This is a genomic window from Vibrio sp. A37 (assembly GCF_059777565.1).
The window spans coordinates 1-24,405 of record NZ_JBLNLI010000009.1 but is presented as its reverse complement, the minus strand read 5'-3'; the positions used below and the strand labels follow the sequence as shown (position 1 = coordinate 24,405).

General features: G+C 42.3%; 21 protein-coding genes. 8 read left to right on the top strand and 13 right to left on the bottom strand.

Features of this window, described 5'->3' with window-relative positions; genetic code table 11:
• The first annotated feature begins 15 nt into the window (after positions 1–15).
• Complete coding sequence (locus ACM2FC_RS15640; RefSeq protein WP_498481895.1) at positions 16–795, top strand: peptidoglycan binding protein CsiV; 780 nt, start codon at positions 16–18, stop codon at positions 793–795.
• A 135-nt stretch (positions 796–930) separates the two neighbouring features.
• On the top strand, positions 931–1,479 hold the full coding sequence (locus ACM2FC_RS15635; protein WP_498481894.1) for a GNAT family N-acetyltransferase: 549 nt from the start codon (positions 931–933) through the stop codon (positions 1,477–1,479).
• A 47-nt stretch (positions 1,480–1,526) separates the two neighbouring features.
• Here ACM2FC_RS15635 and ACM2FC_RS15630 read toward each other — a convergent pair whose 3' ends face one another.
• From ACM2FC_RS15630 to hinT, 7 genes are all read right to left on the bottom strand, one after another.
• Positions 1,527–2,816, bottom strand: a complete 1,290-nt coding sequence (locus tag ACM2FC_RS15630) for an NAD(P)/FAD-dependent oxidoreductase (RefSeq protein ID WP_498481893.1) — start codon at positions 2,814–2,816, stop codon at positions 1,527–1,529.
• A 419-nt stretch (positions 2,817–3,235) separates the two neighbouring features.
• Positions 3,236–3,775, bottom strand: coding sequence for an alpha/beta hydrolase YcfP (ycfP, locus tag ACM2FC_RS15625; protein ID WP_498481892.1), 540 nt, complete (start codon positions 3,773–3,775; stop codon positions 3,236–3,238).
• 90 nt (positions 3,776–3,865) lie between these two features.
• Positions 3,866–4,771, bottom strand: coding sequence for a phosphotransferase (locus ACM2FC_RS15620; RefSeq protein ID WP_498481891.1), 906 nt, complete (start codon positions 4,769–4,771; stop codon positions 3,866–3,868).
• A gap of 179 nt (positions 4,772–4,950) precedes the next feature.
• Positions 4,951–5,541: a penicillin-binding protein activator LpoB gene (gene lpoB / locus ACM2FC_RS15615; protein ID WP_498481890.1), complete on the bottom strand. Its 591-nt coding sequence runs from the start codon at positions 5,539–5,541 to the stop codon at positions 4,951–4,953.
• A gap of 139 nt (positions 5,542–5,680) precedes the next feature.
• A complete protein-coding gene (locus ACM2FC_RS15610; RefSeq protein ID WP_498481889.1) occupies positions 5,681–6,070 on the bottom strand; it encodes a YcfL family putative periplasmic lipoprotein in 390 nt (129 codons plus the stop codon).
• Complete coding sequence (locus ACM2FC_RS15605) at positions 6,067–7,464, bottom strand: COG3014 family protein (protein ID WP_498481888.1); 1,398 nt, start codon at positions 7,462–7,464, stop codon at positions 6,067–6,069. The genes ACM2FC_RS15610 and ACM2FC_RS15605 overlap by 4 nt, the downstream gene beginning before the upstream one ends.
• Positions 7,465–7,657: 193 nt before the next feature.
• The gene (hinT, locus tag ACM2FC_RS15600) at positions 7,658–8,008 is read right to left on the bottom strand and encodes a purine nucleoside phosphoramidase (protein WP_498481887.1); all 351 of its coding nucleotides are present in this window, start codon (positions 8,006–8,008) and stop codon (positions 7,658–7,660) included.
• 337 nt (positions 8,009–8,345) lie between these two features.
• On the opposite strand from hinT, the gene ACM2FC_RS15595 reads away from it, so the two are divergent.
• Positions 8,346–9,509 carry a Card1-like endonuclease domain-containing protein gene (locus ACM2FC_RS15595; protein WP_498481886.1) on the top strand — a complete coding sequence of 388 codons (1,164 nt, stop codon included), beginning with the start codon at positions 8,346–8,348 and terminating at the stop codon, positions 9,507–9,509.
• Between the two features lie 61 nt (positions 9,510–9,570).
• Here the strand turns inward: ACM2FC_RS15595 and fadR are convergent, their stop codons facing one another.
• Entirely contained in the window at positions 9,571–10,410 is an 840-nt protein-coding gene (gene fadR, locus ACM2FC_RS15590; RefSeq protein ID WP_498481885.1) for a fatty acid metabolism transcriptional regulator FadR, read from the bottom strand.
• Between the two features lie 737 nt (positions 10,411–11,147).
• On the opposite strand from fadR, the gene nhaB reads away from it, so the two are divergent.
• Positions 11,148–12,737 carry a Na(+)/H(+) antiporter NhaB gene (gene nhaB / locus ACM2FC_RS15585; RefSeq protein WP_498481884.1) on the top strand — a complete coding sequence of 530 codons (1,590 nt, stop codon included), beginning with the start codon at positions 11,148–11,150 and terminating at the stop codon, positions 12,735–12,737.
• A gap of 82 nt (positions 12,738–12,819) precedes the next feature.
• Entirely contained in the window at positions 12,820–13,353 is a 534-nt protein-coding gene (dsbB, locus tag ACM2FC_RS15580) for a disulfide bond formation protein DsbB (protein WP_498481883.1), read from the top strand.
• A gap of 71 nt (positions 13,354–13,424) precedes the next feature.
• Here the strand turns inward: dsbB and ACM2FC_RS15575 are convergent, their stop codons facing one another.
• Together ACM2FC_RS15575 and lrp are read right to left on the bottom strand one after the other, a co-directional pair.
• On the bottom strand, positions 13,425–16,295 hold the full coding sequence (locus tag ACM2FC_RS15575; protein WP_498481882.1) for a DNA translocase FtsK: 2,871 nt from the start codon (positions 16,293–16,295) through the stop codon (positions 13,425–13,427).
• A gap of 214 nt (positions 16,296–16,509) precedes the next feature.
• Positions 16,510–17,004 carry a leucine-responsive transcriptional regulator Lrp gene (gene lrp / locus ACM2FC_RS15570; protein ID WP_498481881.1) on the bottom strand — a complete coding sequence of 165 codons (495 nt, stop codon included), beginning with the start codon at positions 17,002–17,004 and terminating at the stop codon, positions 16,510–16,512.
• Positions 17,005–17,160: 156 nt separating this feature from the next.
• On the opposite strand from lrp, the gene ald reads away from it, so the two are divergent.
• Positions 17,161–18,285 (top strand): alanine dehydrogenase, encoded by a 1,125-nt coding sequence (gene ald / locus ACM2FC_RS15565; RefSeq protein WP_498481880.1) that lies wholly within the window; start codon positions 17,161–17,163, stop codon positions 18,283–18,285.
• Positions 18,286–18,356: 71 nt separating this feature from the next.
• Here the strand turns inward: ald and yfbV are convergent, their stop codons facing one another.
• Positions 18,357–18,809, bottom strand: a complete 453-nt coding sequence (yfbV, locus tag ACM2FC_RS15560) for a terminus macrodomain insulation protein YfbV (protein WP_498481879.1) — start codon at positions 18,807–18,809, stop codon at positions 18,357–18,359.
• Positions 18,810–19,172: 363 nt separating this feature from the next.
• Here yfbV and ACM2FC_RS15555 point away from each other — a divergent pair, with 363 nt between their 5' ends.
• The gene (locus ACM2FC_RS15555) at positions 19,173–20,369 is read left to right on the top strand and encodes an acetate kinase (RefSeq protein WP_498481878.1); all 1,197 of its coding nucleotides are present in this window, start codon (positions 19,173–19,175) and stop codon (positions 20,367–20,369) included.
• A gap of 128 nt (positions 20,370–20,497) precedes the next feature.
• Positions 20,498–22,645: a phosphate acetyltransferase gene (pta, locus tag ACM2FC_RS15550; protein ID WP_498481877.1), complete on the top strand. Its 2,148-nt coding sequence runs from the start codon at positions 20,498–20,500 to the stop codon at positions 22,643–22,645.
• A 74-nt stretch (positions 22,646–22,719) separates the two neighbouring features.
• Here pta and ACM2FC_RS15545 read toward each other — a convergent pair whose 3' ends face one another.
• Positions 22,720–23,673, bottom strand: a complete 954-nt coding sequence (locus ACM2FC_RS15545; RefSeq protein WP_498481876.1) for a glutathione S-transferase family protein — start codon at positions 23,671–23,673, stop codon at positions 22,720–22,722.
• Between the two features lie 169 nt (positions 23,674–23,842).
• A partial coding sequence (locus tag ACM2FC_RS15540; RefSeq protein ID WP_498481875.1) for an oligopeptide/dipeptide ABC transporter ATP-binding protein occupies positions 23,843–24,405 on the bottom strand: 563 nt, incomplete at its 5' end.

The following is a 24,405-nucleotide window of genomic DNA, read 5'->3' as shown; positions in this document are numbered from 1 at the left end:
GATGACGGAGTCATAATGAAAAAACTGCTCCCACTGCTACTGCTCATTGTTGTTTCTGCCCCCGTTTTTGCGGCAAAGAGACAATTCGACATAGAAGTGATTATATTTAAGCGCGACGTCAACCCACAAAGCGTCAATGAGTCTTGGCCAAATGATCTGCCTCCGATTAACATGAAGAATGTTGGCAGTTTCTACAATAGCGCATACCTTGCTAAGAAAGGAGTGACCATGCTACCTCCTTCCGCGTATAAGCTAGATAAACAGGTCAAGGCTTTACAAAACCATGCTGGATTCCAAGTACTGATGCATGTTGCTTGGCGTCAAGGAGATCAAGGCCGATATTCTGCTCCTGTGTTTAGAATTCAAGCAGGGAAAAATTATGCTTCGCAATTTGACCCTGATGGTACAGAAAAAAAAGCAGTGGTTGGGCAGCAAGTCATGGACGGGGTGACTGAGCACTCTGTACCAAAGCCACTATATGAGTTAGATGGGAAGCTGCAAATTTATGTAGAGCACTACTTGTACGCAGATACAACATTGGATTTAAGAGAGCCTAGCACCAAAAAAACGATTATCAGTGACCCTCAGATTGGCTTAAATTCGACTCTAGACCAAGGGCAAGATAACTCTAGTGTACAAATTGGCCACATGGAGCAAATAACACCTCCTGTCAAAATCGAAACGATACTCAAGACTTATCAAATGAAGCAAAAACGCCGTATGAGAAGTTCTGAAACCTACTATCTTGATAACCCACTTATGGGAATGATTATTCAAGTACGTAAAGTAAAATAATTACTTGTTAAAAGTCGCTCGACACAGGCCCTCGTTAAACGAGGGCTTTTTTGATCACAGAGCTGCATAACATTCCAAGCAAGTTTCATATCTGCCAATATAATTGATATAAAAGATAAATATTTTTGTATAGCTATGGTTGTTGACCTCCAAATTGTCACTCCCCGTTTAGTGCTTAAACTCGTAAGATCAGAGGATGTACAAGCGTTAACAGACTGCATCAGACAATCGCCATCATTACATCAGTGGGTAGATTGGTGCGAACCAAATTTTACCGTTGACGACGCAGATGATTTTGTATTGAACACTCGCTTGAATTGGATTCAGGCGAAATCATATGGGTTCGGAGTTTATAAAAAAGCAGATGGTTCACTCGTCGGGATGGTGTCAGTTAATGAGCTATACCATACCTTCAATATGGTCAGTGTCGGTTACTGGATAGCAGACAAATACCAAAACAATGGATTTGGCAAAGAGTCTTTAGAGGCTGTGATTGAGTTTTGCTTTGATAAGCTAAAGATCACACGTGTAGAAATTGTTTGCGATCCTGACAATATCCCGAGCCAAAAACTCGCCCTTTCCTGCAAAGCAACTTTCGAGGCCATCGCTAAGAACCGCTATCTGCATCAAGGCACTCCAAAAGCGGGAATGGTATTTTCCGTTATACCAGAAGATGTTGTGTAACGAAAAAGAGCTCAGTTAAAACACTGAGCTCTTGCCGATTTCATGTATTAGTGGAGTTTCAGCTTAGGGCGCAGTAACCTATTGATACGGCCCATCAACATGATAAGTAGTGTTTTAAACATGCCATGCAATGCCATTTGGTGCATTCTGTACAGCGATATATAAACCACACGAGCGATTCGACCTTCAACCATCATTGAGCCTTTGGTCAGGTTCCCCATTAAGCTACCCACCGTAGAGAAGCGGCTGAGCGAAATTAAAGACCCTTTATCCTTATAGATGTATGGTTTTAGTTCGCGATTGTTGAGCTTCGCAACAATATTACTAAAAGCGCGACTAGCCATTTGGTGAGCTGCTTGAGCGCGTGGCGGAACAAAAGAACCATCTGGTTGCGTACATTGCGCTAAATCACCGATGACGAAGATATCCTCATCACGTGTCGTTTGCAGTGTATCTTTAACTACCAACTGATTGATTCTATTAGTTTCTAGCCCTGCGATCTCTTTCATGTAATCTGGGGCTTTAATTCCAGCCGCCCACACCATAATCTGCGCAGGGATTTTCTCACCTTCTTTAGTGATGAGTCCATCCTCTTCCGCACATGTAATCATTGTAGAAGTACGAACATTCACACCTAATTTGGTTAACTCGGTGTGTGCGGAGCCAGAAAGGCGTGGAGGAAGAGCTTGTAAAATGCGCTCGCCAGCTTCAATCAAGTTAATGTTTAGCTTGCTTGAATCAAGGTCTTTAAAGCCATAATTATGCAGTTCTTTGATTGCGTTATGAAGCTCTGCAGAAAGCTCAACCCCTGTCGCACCACCACCAACGATTGCGATATCAACGATTCCTTCACCATGTTTGGCATGCAAACGTAAGAATTCATTATTCATTTCCGTACGGAAACGACTAGCCTGCTCAGGACTATCTAGGAAAATACAGTGCTCCTTCACACCCGGTGTGTTGAAGTCGTTAGATTTTGAGCCAATGGCTAAGACTAAAATATCATACTCTATTTCGCGGCTTGGCATGAGTAGCTGGTCTTGTTCATCTCTCATCTCTGACAACGTAATAGTTTTACGTTCTCGATCAATATCGCACAAGCTGCCAATACGGAAATCAAAATGATGGTTTTTAGCGTGTGCTCGATAGCTTAACGCATCAACCCCTTCATCAAGTGAACCTGTAGCTACTTCATGCAGTAATGGCTTCCATAAATGGCTCGCCTTACGATCAACTAGGGTAATATGGGCACGCTTTTTACGGCCTAGTGTACGGCCAAGTTTAGTAGCCAGCTCAAGTCCACCGGCACCACCGCCAACGACGACAATTCGTGTCACAACAACAATCCTCTAAGAAATGATAAAAATGGCTCGATACGACAGAGTGCTATTTAAAGAATATGCGGCAAATGGAAAACTCGCTAGACTCTATAAGCTTTGATCAAATCATATCGATAAATTCTTTTTCTTTTACATACCGTATATATTGGTACTGCACGTCCTTCTTGCCATCTGAGCTTCACGAATAATTTGGATAAATAGGCTCTACAGCCCATAAGTTTTAAATTTACGGTAAGTTATTACTTACTCTTACTTTTTTGACATGTATCAAATTTCTATGTCGGTCACATTATATAGCGCTAAATCAGTCACGCAACTTTTGATTACTGCTGGGCAAGGGAGTTGGAGTTATCAGAAGTGAAGATGATATGAGCGTGATGGAAGGGAATACACGCTCATCGATGCGTTCGTGCTACTTAAGAGCTCTTGAATTCGTTGATTCGTTGTAAATGCTGAGAGATTTTTTTGAATTTATGAGTTTCATTTTCATCCCATACTACTGGGTAATATGACTCGAGCTCAGAAGCAGTTTTCTTGTTGTCTAAAACTTCATCTTCCACAGATAAAATCACTAAACAATTATTTTTATTTTTTATTCTAAACTTTTCGACACATTTGGTTGCGATATCTTCATATTCTTCTGGCCTATCAATTCGCCCAGACATATTCTCCTCTGGGTGCAGGTTAGGGTTAAAGATAACTTGCTTAATACCGCTTAGAAAACCTACTCTCTCAGACCAATACCCACCTAACCCAACACCACAAATCAATACTGACGTATCTTTTGTCTCCTCCAACAGCTTGTGCACTTCTTTCAAAATATGCTGCATATCGTGCTTAGGATGTAATGTGCTGTAATTTATAAATCGAACATCCTCATCAATAAATTGAAGTTGAAGAATTTTCTCGTGATTCCCTGGGCTCGAGGAGTCAAACCCATGCAAATATATAATCATAAAACCTCCACGATCTACCTCTCGTTAAATCTAACATAGAAAGTAAGGTTTTAATGCTTGGAAAGCGGATATATAACACAATTTTGGTATTCAGTTGCTTTGGTCGCTTTGGTCGCTTTGGTCGCTTTGGTCGCTTTGGTCGCTTTGGTCGCTTAGAGTTTGCTGTAACTCTTCAGCACTTTGCAAATAGTTCTCACCGCCTTTTAACTGGTAAGCCAATAAATACCAAAGCATGGCCATTAATTTCGCCCGAGGCAACCATTGAATAACACCTTCTACCCAATCGTCGACTCCATCAATATGGCGCAGCAAACAATATTGCTGAACAGACGCTTCAACTTCTTGCTGACAAGCGACAATAGTGAGTGTTAGATCGAACCTAGGGTCAAAAAGAGAAGCGTATTCCCAATCTATGATCTTATATCCATCTGAGGTGTTCACAACGTTATAGGGACCTAGATCGAAATGGCACAAAGTCTGTTCGACTTCCGGGATAATGGGGGCCTCTCTCCATTGCTGATATAGCGCCTCTAGTTCAGCCGTTTTAAGAGGTTCATTAATTTGTATCCAGTAATGATCCACTCTGGCTGTATAGTTAAATGGAGCAATCGCAATGGATAAAACGTTGCAATTATGTACATTGGCAAATAAATGCAACAACGACGGAAAATCTATTGGCTCAGCTTGTTCTTCATCAATCCATTCAACCAATAAACCATTGGCATTAATAAGATAAGGCTTGGGAGAGAGGTTTTCAGGTTGGATTGAGGTTAGTATTCTATGTTCTTGATATCGTGAAATGGAAAATGCTTTTAATACTAGGCTATCTGGCCGCCATACATATTGTTCACCGTTTGTAAGAACGACTTTCCAACACCTGTTAGTCAAACCTCCAGACAAAGTTTGAGCATAATCTGGAGGGCTTTTAAAGAAGTGATCTAAGGACGCTAAAGAATTGTCTAACCGACAAGCATCTCGCCACGGCATTCTCGCCATAAATCACTCCTGAAGGTTATACCGATTCCAGCAACTATTTAGTCATTATTGCTGGCTAAAATCGTTCATCACTTTGTTGAAATTTCCATAATTAGAATAAACTAGTTATAAAAATTCTGCCTTGCTCTGAACGATTTTTCCCATGCAATATTCTGATCACTTAATTGCTGACATTGGTATTAAAAACCGATCAGCGCTCGCGATTCTTGCTTGCGGATCTGAGTTTCATCTGCCCACTCAATAAGACCTGTTTTAAGATCCATCAAGCGCATAGTCATTTTGTAATATACATCTTTATCACTACCGTTGCTTTGAACGATGCTAGACAAGTTTCCGTATAGCATGTACTGAGCGCCTACCATATTACCGAACTTGATCGCAGTGTTTTGATCGACTAGTTCATCATGATTTTGGAAGTTCAATTGCTTACGAACATCATTAACACGACTCATATCAACAAAACGGAACTTGCCCGAGTTGAGCAGTTTCGTACTAATAGAATCAGTGATGGACTCCGTATCAATATGTTGACTCGTTTTGTTCTTAATCCCGTCAACAAAAACGATTGGGCGATTATTACGCGTGATCGCTGCAATAGATGGCGACATCAACATACTATCAACCATATTGTTGGCTATCTTTTGCAGATCGGTTGAGTTGAAATCTACTGATGTGGTGTCAACGGCATTTGGATCTTCGTAAGTGACTTTGTTTGTACAGCCACCAAGAAGAACAGCCAAGCCAATTAATGCAATCGCACTTTTTTTCATATTGGTGGTTCCTCAGTTTACTAATTTGGTTGTTTAAATACTCAGTCACCAAAAACGTTAAGTTTCTAGTTCCTTGAATATAAAGATTTAAATCACTTACTTACAGTGTGATATCAGTACGCACCCTAGGGTTGTAAACCTAGTCATTATTTTCACGGATCTGCAACCGGAATTGGGTGCCATTTGGGTTTAACGTCACTTCAGAAAGTGACACGGTTTCGTCACCATATACAATCGCTTGACGCCATGGACCAGAGCTCGTGTTCACTTCCAAGCCTTGGTCATTATACCAAGAGAAACGATACAGGATATTCAAATTACCTTGATACTTACTGGTTAGGCGAACCACACCTCTAGCACGTCCATCGACTTGAGTGGTGGTAATGTCATTAACGATAAGTCTCGAACCAAGTACTTTATCTCCAAAAAGGACTTTATGGGACTCACCATCAATTTGCAGCCCAGCGGTATTTTGAGCACACCCCGTCACAAATAAGGCAACGAATATAAAAATCAGCCACTTTTTCATTCCAATCTTCCTAGTTGTTTATGCCAAATAACGGCGCTTCCACCTTGGCGTGAAATCCAAACTAATGCCGTATGGCCCGCTTTCACATTAAACTCATAATCGTGCCCAGCAACATTAATGTTTTGCTCGCCTGCATTCACAAACTGGCTCGCAGTATAAACATTTCGTGGTAATGTTTGCCAACTACGAGTGTCGGCTTGCTCGGTAAATGTATTCCATAAGTTTAGAATCAAATTGCTAATTTCCCCTCCCTTCGCTGCAGCTTCGCGCCGAATTTGGTCTTTAGCGTAAATTCTCAACACCTGACGAATAATTATGGTTGGTAAACGTTCAGCCAGATCATTCTCCGCCATAGCATTTACATTCGCTAGTTTATCAGCGGCTAACTTTTTACCATTGATACGCAGTGGCGCAAATCGTTCAGGCTCATCTTTTGGATAATATGGCAATGACAATGAGTAAATCGCACCACCACTACTACTAGCAAGAGGAATAGAAAGCTTCCACTCTTGTCGTGCTTCTACTTCACCTTCTTCTTCAATCACAATGACTCTAGCCTGATCTTTTTTCATCTGTTTAGGCTGGCCGTATCGCTTAAGCAATAGCTGCAAATCCTGATTCATGCCTAGCATATTTGCGACTCTGATTGTGCCGTTTATAACCTGTTGGTTGTCAGGCATAACCGCAAGCGCTCGGCGATAGTCAACATAAGCATCATTGAGATCGCCAGATGTCTCATATAGCAATGCGGATAAGTAAAAGAGATAGGCATTTTGCACTTCGCCTAATACCTTACCTGCATTCGGGTAATTCGCCAGTACTGCACCTAGATTTGGTGAAATACCTTCAGTGTTCATCTGTTTTTGCGCAGATTGCAATTCGCTTGCTCTGTCTTGTCGGGCTTTCATTTGCACTTGATTTGCCTTGCGCATTTCGACTAATGCGCCCGTTAAATCATTCTTGTGTAGATAATTGAGCCCTAAATATAAATGCAAAAATCCTAGCTCATAATCAGCCGGTTTATATTGGTTCAAATTATCATTTGCTGCAAGAGAACCTATATCCGTCGCGGTATCGGATATAGAAACAATAGGCTGATTTTGCCACTTATCTACCGCCTGATTACTTTTTTGAAAGCTGGCCATACTGTCAGCATACTTTTGATCTAAGTAGTACACTCGCCCTCTTTCCATATTGTCGAGAATATTCCCAGCAATATTATTATCAGGTAATGCTTCCACCGCTTTACTGTATCGGCCTGCTTCTACCGCCTGATAAACTCCTCTATTCTGAGCACTATAGTGACTAAATAGATTTCCTGTAGACATGTTGGCACAAGACGTCAGCAAAGAAAGAGTAGAAATTGCCACTACGAGTCTAATGTGTTTTCGCACTTACGCTTTCCGTTAAAATGAAAATTAATCGTTTTGCCTCCAAAACTTTCTATACCTTGAGTTGAGTATAAAACACAGTGTTTGAGGCTAGATATTACTTACAAATACTGAATTTAGCTTACTTGGATATACAACAAATGGGCAATATGCCCATTTATTTTTTGTCGGTTTGACGGCAAATTTCTCTTGAATATTAGCCAGCCAGCATTGGTCCTAAAGGACGTCCACCCACTAAATGCATATGGATATGATAAACCTCTTGGCCACCGTGAGTATTGCAGTTCACGAGCAACCTATAACCATCTTGTGAGACACCTTCTTTCTCAGCAAGTTTCCTCGCAACCGTAAACATTCTTCCCATTGTCGCTTCGTCTTCGACAGTCACATCGTTAACGGTTGGTATTAACTTGTTTGGAATAATCAAAATATGCGTTGGCGCTCGGGGATTGATATCTCTAAACGCTGTCACTAAATCGTCTTCATAAACAATATCTGCAGGAATTTCTTTGCGAATGATTTTACTAAAGATGGTCTCTTCAGCCATAAAATGCTCCGTTACATTTTTATTTTATCTCGGCCCAGTATGCGTTAAGGAAATAGAAAGCTCAATATTATCAGAGAGCAATAATTCCTATTTATCGTCACTTTGTGTAAACAAACTCAGCGCACTGCCATGCCCATATCCAAATATCGGACATGTAAATACCTTGTAAATAATAATTATTTACGGTGAATATCTGGCTAACCACCTTGTTTTTGTGAAATTCATCGCTATATCGTAGTAATAGGTTGTGGGCTATCACATTTGAAGTAGCCCGCACATCAGAATTTCTATAGCACCGCCCCAAATAAGGGCATAACGTCCGACATGAGGTAACGTTATGACAGTTCACGTAGGCATCATAGACTCAGATCCTATTCGATTAGTGACTCCATTGCTGGATAATCGAGTAGTCGATGCTCATATGGTTTTTATTGGCGACAGTAGCCAAGAAAAGATGTTTCAGCGACTGAGACAAGTTCTAAACAAGAGAAACATTGAATCCGAGTTTTTTGAAATTACAAAAGCCGCAAATACATTATCAATCAAGCAATCCGTTCAAGAGCTGGCCAACAAGCTCGACAAACAGGGAGAAAGAGTCATTCTCAATGCAAGTTGTGGGTTAAGACATCGACTTCTGTCTGTCTACGAGGTTTTTCGTGACTATCAGTGGCCCATTTTTGTTGTAGAACCAAATAGTGACCGCTTTTGTTGGCTTTACCCTGAATCCAAAGCTGATGGTCAGGTTCAAGACAAAATAACGATATCCGATTATTTGACCATTTTTGGCGCACGAGGAGAGTTCAACAATGAAGAACTATCTCAAAGCCTAAATGAAAACTTACATGAAATAGGTAAGAGATGGGCCAGCCAAGCACTAGAACTGGGACCCGGTTTAGCAACACTTAATTATCTCGCGACAACATGCCGCAAAGAGCAGAAGCTTGATGTTGAGTTGACCGAGAAACAACAAGGTTATCGAGAACTAAGTCAGCTTATCAATGATCTAGCCAATGCAAACATCGCCACCTATGAAAACGGTGTTCTAACTTTCGCCGATGAGAACGCACGAAGGTTTTCCAATGGTGAATGGCTCGAAAATTTAGTTCATAACACCGTACGGAAAATTCAAGATCAAATGCCAACCATACAAGATCACTCACTTAGCGTTCAGGTATATCGTCAATTAGGCGAGCGGGAAGTGAGAAACGAATTAGACGTCGCTTGTGTAGTGAACAACAAGCTGCACATTATCGAATGTAAAACTAAAGGAATGAGAGATGATGGTGACGATACCTTATATAAGCTTGAGTCGCTCCGAGATCTCCTAGGTGGTTTGCAAGCTAGAGCGATGCTAGTGAGCTTCCGACCACTTCGATACAATGACATTACCCGAGCAGAAGATTTGGGACTGGCATTAATTGGACCTGATGAACTGCACGATTTGGAACAACATCTTTCTCAGTGGCTTTGGGCTGCTGGCGGACACGAAGACAATATATAGTTCTGAAACCCAAAAAAGCCTGTACTAACAGGCTTTTTGTGAATCATTTAAACATTATGTGCTAACTTTCGTCTTCTGTAAAACTGGTCGGCAATGTGGTTTTCATCTTGTTCCATATCTGCGAACTTTCCAGCCCATAATGACGCACAACCAAAGGCAGTTTATCTCGCTCTCCAGAACGACATACTTCTAGCAACTCACGATAGAATGTCATCGCTAACTCACGTGCTGTTGCGTTCGAGAAGTAATAGCTACCCACTCTATCATAAAGCTTCTTCAGACCATTAAATATCAAACCATAGATCTGATTTCCTGAATGAAATGCCAATCTTTGAAACAACATGTAATCGTAAAAGTTGAACGTTTTAGCGACTAAAGTAGCTTGACGTTTTTCTGGATCTTTTTCATTGTCGTCGCTGATATGCTGGGAGATTTTCTCAGCATAGGGAGAGGATTCCATGAATGCATCCCAAGAGTCTGCATTCAGTAGAGCCTCACAAGACTCAATAACGTTAACAATAGTCCGCTCAGAGCTTTCTTTATTCGCTTTGAATGCATATCGCATAAAAATAGGGCTGATATTGGCACGTGCAGCGAGTAAATCTTCGACAATAGCAGTCGCATTTTCAGCATCTAATGTCATCAGGGTATCAAGGATATGCAGCCCTGAAGTTTCCATAAACTGGTTAACTTGAGTTGGTTTCCCATGCCGAATAGTGAGCCAGCCATCACGAGCCAACCTTTGCAATACTTCTCGTAGAGTTGTACGTGTAACACCAATAAGTTCAGAAAGTTCTCGTTCAGCTGGTAAAATGGAACCGGGAGGAAAACGACCATTCCATATGCTTTCGATAATATACTTTTCTGCAAATCCAGCTGGACTCTTTGCCTTAATGACCATTAATTACTTTTCCAGTTTGTTATATACCCAATCAACCTGGGGATTCGAGTTTCAGATTGTTTGTTATAAGAATCTAATACAACTCATCATACCACTAGTTTGGCACGATAAAAATAAAATGCATAAAACTTCTAGAGTATCACTTCACTTAAATACTCCTGATATTCTCTATCAGCTCCTTTAGACAAAAGTATTCGCGAAAAACCCAGCAAACTAATTTTCCATAAAAACCAGAATAATGCCAAGTTGAGCAAAATAACCTTCATTATAAATTTTTATACACACTCTTTTTAAGAAATAGGCTCGTAATACACGTATTTACAATAATTTAAAAAATTCAAAATATGAATACAATTACCCATAAAGCTTTACATTTATGCATACATATTGGAATAAAATGCAAATAATGAGCACTTTCAATAATTTCACCAGCAAGAGCCAAATTTATCCAAGAAAAATTACTAAAATCGCTGCACTGATCTCGTTTCGAAACAAAATTACAAATACCTAAGCAGCTTAACGTTGACTCGACAACATTGATGAGTAGAGTTTGCTGTGAGCATGGAGCGCTTGCTATTAATATTCAGGGAGAAGCTGTGCAAAGTTACCCTAAAACGCTCACTTTCAATAATAAAAGCCTCAATTGCGCAGCGTGAATCTAAGTCATTGACTAGGTATTACCCACTAATGAATGCAAGCCACTAGTAGTTTGGTTTAAAACAATAAGAGTATTACTTATGCCGATGTCTCTCGGAAACGCTTTTGTCAAAAACTTTCTTGGCAACTCACCAACTTGGTACAAAGCGGCAATCGTCGCTTTTTTGATAGTTAACCCCATCGTATTTCACTTCAGCCCGTTCGTCGCTGGTTGGTTGCTTGTCGTTGAGTTTATTTTCACCCTTGCGATGGCCCTAAAGTGCTACCCTCTGCAACCAGGAGGACTATTAGCGATTGAAGCAATAGCGATTGGCATGACGAGTCCTGAACAAGTTAAACATGAACTCGTGACGAATATAGAAGTGTTGCTATTGCTTATCTTTATGGTGGCAGGCATCTATTTCATGAAGCAGTTACTGCTTTTCATTTTTACTAAAATACTGCTTGGAATTCGCTCTAAAGTACTGCTTTCCCTTTCTTTTTGTTTTGTTTCTGCATTTCTGTCCGCCTTCTTAGATGCGTTGACCGTTATTGCTGTGGTCATCAGCGTCGCCGTTGGGTTTTATGCTATTTATCATAAAGTTGCGTCCGGAAAAGGGGCTAACTCAACCCATGATCATACCCATGATGAAGGGCTTTGCGACCTAACACGCGATGACTTAGAGCACTATCGAGCGTTTCTTCGTTCATTGCTTATGCATGCAGGTATAGGCACAGCGCTAGGCGGCGTAATGACCATGGTAGGCGAACCTCAAAACCTAATTATTGCTGATCAAGCTGGTTGGCAGTTTGGTGATTTCATCATTCGTATGGCACCCATTACCATTCCAGTATTCTTTTGTGGACTGCTTACCTGCGTACTTGTTGAGAAGTTTAAAGTATTTGGCTATGGCGCTGAACTACCAAACAGCGTAAGAAAGATTTTGGTTGATTTCGACAACGCAGAAAAAAAGTCACGAACTAAACAAGACGTGGTAAAACTTTATGTTCAAGGCATCATTGCGATATGGTTGATGGTTGGCTTGGCTTTCCATCTAGCCGCTGTCGGTTTGATCGGACTTTCTGTCATCATCTTAGCGACATCATTTACCGGAATTGTAGAGGAACACCAAATAGGACGAGCATTTGAAGAAGCTCTCCCCTTCACTGCATTGTTAGCGGTTTTCTTTTCCATCGTTGCTGTTATTATCGACCAACACCTGTTTGCTCCTGTCATTAATGCTGTATTGAACGTTAAAAATGAGAGCACCCAGCTCGCTCTATTTTATGTTGCCAATGGCTTGCTATCGATGGTGTCAGACAACGTGTTTGTTGGGACAGTCTACATCCTAGAAGTGAAAGATGCGTTGGCTCAGGGTATTATCTCACGCGAGCAATTTGATCTATTAGCTGTGGCAATCAACACAGGAACTAACCTTCCGTCAGTAGCCACACCCAATGGACAAGCAGCTTTTTTGTTCCTTCTCACTTCAACACTAGCACCACTTATTCGACTATCATATGGCCGTATGGTGCTAATGGCATTACCTTACACTATCGTACTATCAATCGTTGGACTACTGGGCATCATGTTCTTTATTGAGCCTATGACAGCCTATTTTCACCAGCTTCATTGGATCTCTGATGCCACAGTACAGGCAGTAGACACTGCTAAAGCTGCGGCGCACTAGAAAAATTGGTTGAATATGGAACCAATACAAGATAAAAAGCTCTGATACGTCAGAGCTTTTTCTATCTCAATAGGGTCATTCTGTGAGTTTACTGTTCTCAATAAAACAATTTTCTAAACGTCGGTTATCTTGGTTTTTATTGCTACTTTTCGCGCTGTTTTTTGAAGGCTGTGCGCTGTTCTTCCAACATGTAATGAAGTTAGATCCTTGTGTCATGTGCGTCTATGAACGTGTGGCTATGTTAGGTATCGCCATAGGAGCGTTGATGGGTTTGATTAATCCTAAAAGTCCTGTGTTTGTATGGTTAGGCATGATCGTTTGGGGAATTAGTGCAGCTAAAGGGCTGTCTTTGGCTGTAGAGCACGTCGGCATGCAGCTTCATCCAAGTATCTTTTCCACATGTAGCTTAATTCCAGAGTTTCCAAGCTGGCTACCTTTGAGCCAATGGTTCCCTTGGATATTTACTGCCACTGGAGAGTGTTCAAAGATCTCATGGCAATTTTTAACATTGTCCATGCCTCAATGGTTAGTTGTTATATTTGCTGCTAATCTCGTGGCACTCGTTATCGTATTTGTTAGCCAATTTACTCGTAAATCAGAGCTAAGCTTCCGATAAAAAAATCCCCCGCTACTCATAGCGGGGGATTTTTAGAACGCGCGCAAATTCTACTTCTACCGATTATTCAACTAGTTCATATCTCGACCTGGCGCGGGAGCCAATACTTCACGATTGCCATTATGCCCCGGCGCACTCACGATACCCTGTGCTTCAAGCTGCTCGACGATTCGCGCGGCTCTGTTGTAGCCTATTTTAAATCGACGTTGCACGCCCGATACCGAGCCCCGGCGAGACTCGACGACATGCTCTACAACTTGGTCGAATAAAGGATCCATCTCCTCTTCCGATTCCATTTTTTCACCAGGAAGCAACATCTCCGGAGACTGATCACCACTGGTAATTTCTTCGATATACTCTGGCTTGCCACGCGCTTTCCAGTTGTTAACTACTGCGTGAACATCGTCATCTGAAGCAAACGCACCATGAACACGAACCGTGTGGCTAGAGCCCGGAGGTAGATACAACATATCACCCATTCCAAGCAAAGACTCTGCACCACCCTGATCCAATATTGTTCGAGAGTCAGTTTTCGTCGATACAGTAAATGCTACACGGGTTGGGATATTCGCTTTGATCAAGCCAGTGATGACATCAACGGATGGCCTTTGAGTAGCTAAGATTAGATGAATACCCGCTGCACGAGCCTTCTGTGCAAGCCGTGCGATAAGCTCTTCCACTTTCTTGCCCACAACCATCATCAAGTCAGCAAATTCATCTACGATGACGACAATGTAAGGTAAGTTGGTCAGTAGCGGCGCTTCCTGATCCATACTATCCCCCTCTTTCCAGAGTGGGTCATGGATTGGATGTCCCGCTTCAGCGGCCATTTTAAGCTTGTCGTTAAAGCCTTTAATGTTTCGAACACCGAGAGCAGACATTAGCTTGTAGCGACGTTCCATCTCTCCAACACACCAGCGCAATGCATTGGAAGCATCTTTCATGTCAGTCACGACTTCAGACAGCAGATGAGGTATCCCCTCGTAAACTGACAACTCCAGCATTTTCGGGTCAATCATGATGAAGCGAACTTCTTCAGGAGTCGCTTTATAAAGCATACTCAAGATCATCACGTTCACACCAACCGACTTACCAGAACCCGTTGTACCCGCAACCAGTACATGTGGCATTTTTGATAAATCCGCTACCACCGCATCACCGGCAATATCTTGTCCAAGTACCACTGTTGTAGGAGAGGCCGCATTTTCAAACTGAGGGCTCCCCACAACGTCAGAGAAATATACCGTCTGACGGCTCATATTTGGCAGTTCTAAACCAACGTATGGCTTACCAGGAATAACTTCCACCACACGAACCGCCATGGCAGATAGTGAGCGCGCTAAGTCCATAGAAAGGCTTGAGATTCTACTAACCTTAACACCGGGAGCCAAATCCAGCTCAAATCGGGTAATGACTGGGCCCGGGAAGATATCGACGACTTCTGCCTGAATTTTATAATCAGCCAGTTTCGCTTCAACCAAACGAGCAATGTTTTCTAGCGCTTCCCTATCGATAAAGTTTTCTCTTTTTTCAGGGTGGTAAAGCAGCTCTAGTGTTGGCATTGGCTCTTCAGGCACAGGGAGGTCGGTCTCTTTTTGCACCAAAAATGGGTTTTGTTTCTCTTTGGCCGCTGATTTAGCATCTGCAACCATATCTTGGAATGCTTGTACGTCTTCATCAACGTTTTCAGGCACCGGTTCGTCAATGTCATCTTCAATATCAAACGACGAAATAACTGGCTGTTGATGTTGTTCGTCCGTTTCAATCTCATCAAAGACTTGGTTGAGTTGCTCTGTATCTAAAGCCGGGTCCAATGGCTCGACATCAATATTCCAAGGCGTATCTTCAACCACAACAGACTCACTATCAAGTGACAAGGTGTCCGTCGTGTCCGTTGTTTCACGGTTGATTGGAGTCACACGGTCTTCTGTCGTTGTATTTTCAACGACAGTAAGGTTGTCTTGAACACCAACGGCTTGTTCTAGCTCTTCAATGGTTGAGTTTAGATTTTGCGGTTGAAAATCAACTTCTGGCTCTGTCACTGTAAAGTCTTCAGAAACAGCATCGGTACCTGTTTTTAGGAAGTTAGGGACAGGTTCTTTTCGCTCCTGCTTTGATTTCTCAGGAACGTGTATATTGAACTTGCGCTTGCTTGTTTTCGTGTCCATGAGTGGGTCGCTGATCTGCGCGTCCTCGATGGTATCAGACTCAATAATTCTTTCCTGTGGATGGGATGTTTCCAACAAATGGTCATCTTTCACCGCAAAACTGGTTGGCTGAATTAGCTCATCTTCCTCTCCACGAGTGCGATTAACAAGTGAGGTCAATCCACTGATGGCTTTTTCACCTAGCCACTCTACAACCCTTAACCAAGAGATTCCAGTGAGGAGTGTAAATCCAGCCCCCCAAAGAAATAGGAATACGAGAGTGGTTCCTAAGACATTCAATGTAGGCAAAGCGAGATTCGTTAGTACATCACCTATCACACCACCAGAAGAAAAATACCATATGTCGTTGGCATTAATATTGGCTAAGCCACAACTGGTTAAAATCAGTATGACTAAACCTAAGACACGAGTTCCCCAAAGCATGAAGTCGATAGGTTCACCGCTATCCTTCTTGCGATAATAAACCCAAGAAGAAATGACCAATAAGAAGGGAACTAAATAGGCAAGCACCCCAAAGGTAAAGAAAAGTGTATCTGCAATATAGGCTCCGACGAAACCGCCAGCATTATTGATATGCATGCCCCACGCTGTTTGGGACCATGAAGGATCGGCCGGACTGAAAGTGATAAGCGCCACAAATAACAACATAGAGACAAGTACGGCTAGAATTAACCCGCACTCTTTGAGGCGTTGCGAACCATTTAAACGGAAAGAACGAGGTTCTTCACCCGTTTTAACGATAGTTTCGACTTTATTCTTGCTCTCTTTGAACATAAGTTACTGAATCATCCGCTGACACTATCCATTTTAGGATAGGCACTGTTAAATACAATTTGAGCGGTTCAGGCTCGTCTTTTATAGTTTAGTCATTTATAAACAAATGATTAAACCAGAAACACAACAAGCCATTACACCACTCATAAAGATTTAAACATATCGAGGTCCAAAACCCAATTGCCGAAAGTCAGAATATAGAAAGGTCTTTCCGCTAACGAGTTTTAATCACTAACTGATTGGTCTGCTTAACTTCTTCCATAACAACGTAAGTCCTAGTGTCATTTACACCTGGTAAGCGTAGTAAGGTATCCCCTAGCAGTTTCCGGTAAGCGCTCATATCAGACACTCGAGTTTTCAATAAATAGTCGAAATCACCTGAGACCAAGTGGCACTCTTGAATATCATCTAACTTTTGAACGGCTGTATTAAATTGTTCGAAGACATCCGGTGCACCGCGATTTAACGTAATTTCAACAAACACCAATAAAGATGCATCTAAATACTGCGGGTTGAGCAATGCAGTATAGCCCAAAATGTATCCTTGACGCTCTAGTCGACGTACCCGCTCTAAACACGGGGTTGGAGACAAGCCGACTCGCTTTGACAATTCTACGTTAGAAATTCGACCATCTTTCTGCAACTCATTTAAGATATTGCGATCGATTCGGTCGAGATCTTTGGACGGCTTTTTATAGTTGTCTACCATTTTTTATTCCACCTTATAACTTCCTTGCAAAAAAATATACTACAATTTTTTAATATTCAGTATCAAATATCGCCTATCTACTACTATACTAGATATTAACTCGATAAAAATACAACAAACACAGTTAATATAACCACGAAACATTAAGGAGTCAGGATGATCATTGGCGTACCTAAGGAAATTAAAAACCACGAGTACCGTGTAGGAATGATCCCCGCAAGCGTAAGAGAGCTTGTCTCACTTGGCCACCAAGTCTACGTAGAGACCAAAGCCGGTTCTGGCATTGGCTTTTCAGATGATGATTACATATCCGTAGGTGCATCCATTCTTCCCACCGCTTCCGACGTATTTGCCAAAGCGGATATGATTGTAAAAGTTAAAGAACCGCAAGCTGTTGAGCGCGCTATGCTGCGCGAGGGGCAAATTTTATTCACTTATTTGCACCTTGCACCAGATCTTCCGCAAACAGAAGACCTAATTAAAAGCAAAGCTGTCTGTATAGCCTATGAGACTGTAACAGATAATATGGGAAGATTGCCACTTTTAGCACCAATGTCTGAAGTTGCTGGCAGAATGTCCATTCAAGCTGGTGCTCAAACACTAGAAAAGTCTCACGGTGGACGTGGACTGCTTCTGGGCGGCGTACCGGGTGTTGAACCAGCCAAAGTTGTCATTGTTGGTGGTGGTGTTGTGGGGGCTAACGCTGCAAGAATGGCAGTCGGCCTTCGAGCAGATGTCACCATTTTAGATAGAAATGTCGATACGTTACGCAAACTAGATGAAGAGTTCCAAGGACAAGCTAAAGTTGTTTACTCAACAGAAGACGCTATCGAAAAGCATGTCTTAGCTGCTGACCTTGTTGTAGGTGCCGTGCTTATCCCTGGAGCCGCAGCTCCTAAGTTAATCACTAAAGACCACATCAAGCGAATGAAAACAGGCAGCGCTGTAGTTGATGTTGCTATCGATCAAGGTGGCTGCTTCGAAACTTCTCATGCCACAACGCACGCAGATCCAACTTACATTGTGGACGATGTTGTTCATTATTGTGTAGCTAACATGCCAGGCGCGGTCGCACGCACTTCAACTTTCGCGTTAAATAATGCGACTCTGCCTTACATTATCAAGCTAGCAAACCAAGGTTATCGCGAAGCTCTGCTGGACGATAAAGGCTTCCTAGAAGGCTTGAATGTCATTCACGGTAAAGTGACATGTAAAGAAGTTGCAGAAAGCTTCAACCTAGAATATGTCGACGCTGAGAAAGCAATCGCAATGTTCAACTAAGCGACTATACAGCACAAAAAAACCTCACATCTAAATGTGAGGTTTTTTCTTTATTCAATATAACTTTTAAACTAAAACCAGCGCTCTAAAGCTGTTTTATCTAGCTGCCTAAATGCACGATTTAAAATATTAGCTAGCTCTTTGTAGCGAGGTTTTGATTTAGCCGGTTCCAAGGCAAACCCTGACTCGGTAATTTTCTGATGAATTTCGCGGTACCAACCCGCGAGCGCAGGAGGCAATTGCGTATTGGCACGATTACCCAACCACCAGACTCCTTGTAAAGGAAGGCTTATAGCAAACAATGCAATAATGACAGCTTGCGGCATCGCTTGCTCATTATGGAATACCATTTGAGTCAAAACGCTAATCGCAGCAATTGCAGGCATCACTTTTATGCCAAATCGTGTCGCTTTGATAATCCGTTGTTCTGGAAAGAGCAGATTGAGTTCCTTACGCATAGGCCAAGAGTCCATATATTTTTGGCCACTCTTCAAGCTACGTACTAAACCAGCTTTATTACTCATAACCACCCCCACCACTCGTCTGGTCTGTCTTTAAAAAAAGTTGAACATCTAAACAAATGACGCAATTGATTACCTTTTTTTGTAATTGATCAAATTTTTTTAATTCGAACAATTTTTTGTTATATTAACAAATCTAATATTCACCGTGAACGGTGTCTATTTCTCATTGTTGCTTATTTTATCAGTATGAGCAACTTTACGTTAGATATGTTAGGAAAACTCCGGGTTACACCGATAACAGTAACCTTTTTCTATAGGGAAATTGAAGTTTTTTTGACCGAGATTAAGTACACGCTCACAAAGCTGCTTACTATTTCTCGGATTTATTTTTTTGTTAGAACCGATAATCATAGGTAGTCACTCATGTCTAAGCTAGTTTTAGTTTTAAACTGCGGTAGTTCATCACTCAAGTTCGCTGTTGTCGATCCAAGCAATGGCGACGAATACCTAACAGGCCTTGCTGAATGTTTATATCTTACTGATGCACGCATCAAATGGAAACTTGATGGTAAGCACGAAGCTCAATTAGGTGAAGGCGCAGCTCACGACCAAGCACTGGCTTTTATTGTAGAGACTATCTTGGCATCTAAGCCAGAGCTAGCAGAACAAGTAAAAGCAATTGGCCACCGCGTTGTCCATGGTGGTGAAAAATTCACTCAATCAGTACTGATCAATGATGATGTTCTGCAAGGTATCGAAGATTGTGCGACACTCGCACCACTTCACAACCCAGCAGCGATTGTTGGTATCAAAGCGGCTCAAAAAGCATTCCCTGGACTACCAATGGCTGCTGTTTTCGACACAGCTTTCCACCAAACCATGTCAGAAGAAGCATTTTTATACGCTCTTCCGTACTCACTATATAAAGAGCATGGAATCCGTCGCTATGGCATGCATGGCACTTCACATTTATTCATTGGTCGCGAAGCTGCAGACCGTCTTGGCAAGCCAACTGATGAAGTTAATATCATCAACTGCCACCTAGGTAATGGTGCATCTGTATGTGCAATTAAGAACGGTAAATGTGTTGATACTTCTATGGGTCTTACACCTCTAGAAGGTTTAGTGATGGGTACTCGTTGTGGTGACATTGATCCTGCAATTATCTTCCACTTACATGACAACCTAGGTTACTCCGTTGATCAAATCAACACTATGTTAACGAAGGAGTCTGGCCTGCAAGGTTTGACCGAAGTAACTTCTGACTGCCGCTTTGTTGAAGACAACTACGGTGAAAAAGAAGAAGCAGCTCGAGCAATGAATGTGTTCTGTCACCGACTAGCAAAATACATCGCAGGCTATACCGCAACGCTGGAAGGCCGCCTAGACGCTATTGTATTCACTGGTGGCATCGGTGAAAACTCAGCGCCTATCCGTGAGCTTGTATTAAACCGCCTAGCTATTTTAGGTATTGAAGTGGATAGTGACGCTAACCTTAAAGCACGTTTTGGTGGTGAAGGTGTCATCACAACTAAGGATAGCCGTGTTCCAGCAATGGTTATCTCAACAAATGAAGAGCTAGTTATCGCTGAAGATACAGCTCGTTTATCAGAATTATAATTTTCTTTTCTTGGCCAGTAATTCTTGCTGGCCAGATTTTTCAGGGGCTCAACTTCTGATTTTGTTACACCCCCCAACTAAACTAGAAGTTGAACATTATTTAAGTTTAATAGTAAAGGTACTATACAATGTCCCGTACAATCATGCTCATTCCAACCAGCACTAGTGTAGGTTTAACTAGTGTCTGCACGGGTGTACTGCGTGCCATGGAACGTAAAGGTGTCGATGTTTCTTTTTATAAGCCAATTGCGCAGCCGAGGTTAGATAATTCTAATCACCCAGATCTAACGTCTGCAATTATTCAGGCAACCAGTGACATCAAGATCGGTGAGCCTACATCGATTGCCGAAGCTGAGCACCTTATTGGCGCAGATAAAACTGATATATTGCTCGAAACAATCGTCGAGAGATACAACGCCGTAAATAAGAATTCTGAAGTGACGTTAATTGAGGGTATCGTTCCGACACGTAAGCACCCTTTTGCCAACCAAATTAATGCTGAAATCGCTGCTACGCTTGGTGCAGAAATAGTGCTAGTTGCGACACCTGGTACAGACAACCCAATGCAACTTAAAGAGCGCATTGAAGTTGCGTGTTCCCACTTTGGTGGAATCAAGAACAAAAACATTTCTGGCGTTATCATTAACAAATTGAACGCTCCAGTCGACAGCGCTGGCCGTACTCGCCCAGATCTTTCTGAAATCTTTGATGACTCGACTGCTGCTATTCATACAAATCTAGAAGTGATGCAAATCTTCAATTCGAGCCCAATCAAAGTGCTTGGATGTGTGCCATGGACACTCGACCTTATCGCGACTCGTGCCATTGACATCGCAAATCACCTTAAAGCAGAAATCATCAACGAAGGCGATATTAATTCACGTCGTATTCGAAGCATCACGTTCTGCGCGCGCTCCCTGCCACATATGCTGCAACACTTTAAGCCAGGTTCATTGCTCGTGACTTCGGGGGATAGACCTGACGTAATCGTGGCAGCTTCATTAGCAGCAATGAACGGCGTTGAAATCGGTGCGATTCTTCTTACCGGTGGCTACGAGCTTCCTGCAGAAATCCAGCACCTTTGCCAACCTGCTATTGACACAGGTCTGCCTATCATTCGTGTTGAAGGTAACACTTGGCAAACGTCGCTTAACTTACAAAGCTTCAGCCTAGAAGTTCCACCAGACGATAAAGAGCGTATTGAGCTTATTAACGAGCATGTTGCAAGCCATATCGATGTTCCTTGGATTGACTCACTCAGTGAAGGTTCTCAAGGTACTAAACGTCTAAGCCCACCAGCTTTCCGTTACCAACTTACTGAGCTGGCAAGACAAGCACGTAAGCGTGTTGTACTGCCAGAAGGTGATGAGCCACGAACTGTTAAAGCTGCGGCAATCTGTGCTGAACGTGGCATCGCTGAGTGTGTGCTGTTAGGTAACCCAGAAGAAATCCGCCGTGTTGCTACTCAACAAGGTGTTGAACTAGGTGCAGGCGTTCAAATCATCGACTCAGAGAAAGTTCGCAACAATTACGTAGCACGCTTAGTCGAGCTTCGTGAAAAGAAAGGCATGACAGAAGTTGTTGCTCGCGAAAAACTAGAAGACTCTGTATTCCTCGGCACTATGATGCTTGAGAACAACGAAGTTGATGGCTTGGTTTCTGGTGCTGTTCATACCACTGCGAATACTATTGTACCGCCATTCCAAATCATCAAAACTGCACCAGGTGTATCGGTTGTTTCGTCAGTATTCTTCATGCTGCTACCAGACCAAGTACTTGTATACGGTGACTGCGCGGTTAACCCAGATCCAAACGCTGAGCAGCTTGCTGAAATTGCTATCTCGTCTGCAGAATCGGCAGCAGCGTTCGGCATTGAGCCTCGCGTTGCTATGATCTCATACTCAACAGGCGAATCTGGCTCTGGTGCGGATGTTGACAAAGTGCGTGAAGCAACTCGCATCGCTAAAGAAAAACGTCCTGACCTTATCATCGACGGTCCTCTTCAGTATGATGCAGCAATCATGGAAAGCGTGGCAGCTTCTAAAGCTCCAAACTCTCCTGTTGCAGGTAAAGCAACTGTATTTGTCTTCCCAGATCTAAACACTGGTAACACAACGTATAAAGCGGTACAGCGTTCTGCGGATCTTGTCTCTATTGGACCAATGCTGCAAGGCATGCGTAAGCCAGTAAACGACTTGTCACGTGGTGCACTAGTAGACGATATCGTTTACACAATCGCACTAACTGCAATCCAAGCATCTCAAGCTGAAGCATAATTAAGCTTATAAAAAGATAAATCAAAGGCCCTCAGATTTGGTTGAGGGCCTTTTTCGTTTTTGCTTATACGTTTTTATAGTTCAAACTTCTGTGCTCGATTATGGGGACTATCTAAATCCAACTCAGGCCCCACTGGCACAATTTGTGTTGGATTGACATTGACATGGCTAAAGTAGTAGTGACGCTTTATGTGATAAAAATCGACGGTTTGCTTCACACTTTCTACTTGGTACAACTCTTTTAAATAGTTCTGAATATTTGCATAGTCAGAAATTCTCTTCTTATTGCATTTAAAGTGACCAAAATACACAGCATCAAACCTTATTAAGGTGGTAAATAAACGCCAATCGGCTTCTGTTTTTTGATTACCAGCCAGATAACGATTTTTGTCGAGGTGCTGCTCAATCTCATCTAACGCGTTAAACAAAGATTCATAGGCTTCCTCATAGGCACTCTGTGTGGTGGCAAAACCACAGCGATAAACCCCATTGTTCACATTCGGATAAATGAAATCATTCCATTTATCTATTTCACTTTGCAGTGATTCAGGATAGTAGTCATCGTGGTTACCAGTAAGCTCGTTAAACGCAGAGTTAAACATACGAATGATCTCAGAAGATTCATTGCTCACGATAGTATTGGTTTTCTTGTCCCATAAAACGGGTACTGTTACTCGTCCGGTATAATCAGGCTTAGCCTGAGTATAAATTTGATGCAATCGAGTATGACCAAATAGAGGTTCTGGAAGCCCTATTTGCCAACCTTCTTTGATGACATCTGGACAGACTACGGTCACGTCAATGTGAGAAGTAAGCTGCTTGAGCTCGCGAAAAATTAACGTCCGGTGCGCCCAAGGGCAGGCAAGAGAAACATATAAATGATAACGTCCTGATTCAGGTTGGTACTTGGCATCTGGAGAGTTTACAATCCAGTTTCTGAAGCCAGCATCTTCACGGACAAATTTCCCGCCACTTTTTTTTGTGTCGTAACCGACATCACTCCAAACACCTTCTACAAGTTGTCCCATTTTGATCACCTATATTCAACCAGTTAACTTAGTATTCATTATAAATATCAAGCTTGGTGGCATAAGCAGAAGAAGTTGACCTTGATGTTTGAAATAGTTGAAGTAGTGAAAAAAAGCGCGGCCCGATATCGCGACCACGCTTAAGCCTGTCACAGGCCAAATTGGAAAATTATATGTTTACTTGCAAACACGACACCGCATGAATGGCATCACCTTTCATCACTGGCTTGGTCTTAGCACAGTCTTCTGTCGCTTGTGGGCAACGAGTGCGGAACACACACCCTGAAGGCGGACTGATAGGAGAAGGTAAATCCCCTTCCAGCATTTCGATGTGCTTGTTGCGCTCCAGTTTCGGATCAGGAATGGGTACCGCCGACATCAATGCTCGTGTGTAAGGGTGCTTGGGATCGGCAAATAAAGGCTCAGCTTCACCCAGCTCTACTGCATTGCCTAAATACATCACCAACACGCGATCTGAGATATGTTTCACTACCGATAAGTCGTGAGCAATAAAGACCAAACTCAAGCCCAACTCTTTTTGTAGCTCTTTAAGTAAATTCACCACCTGCGCTTGTATCGAGACATCCAGTGCCGATACCGGCTCATCACAGATGATCATTTTCGGTCTGAGTATCAGTGCTCGTGCAATACCAATTCGTTGACATTGTCCCCCTGAAAACTCATGTGGGTAACGGTTAATCACATTCGGCAATAAACCTACTTTTGCCATCA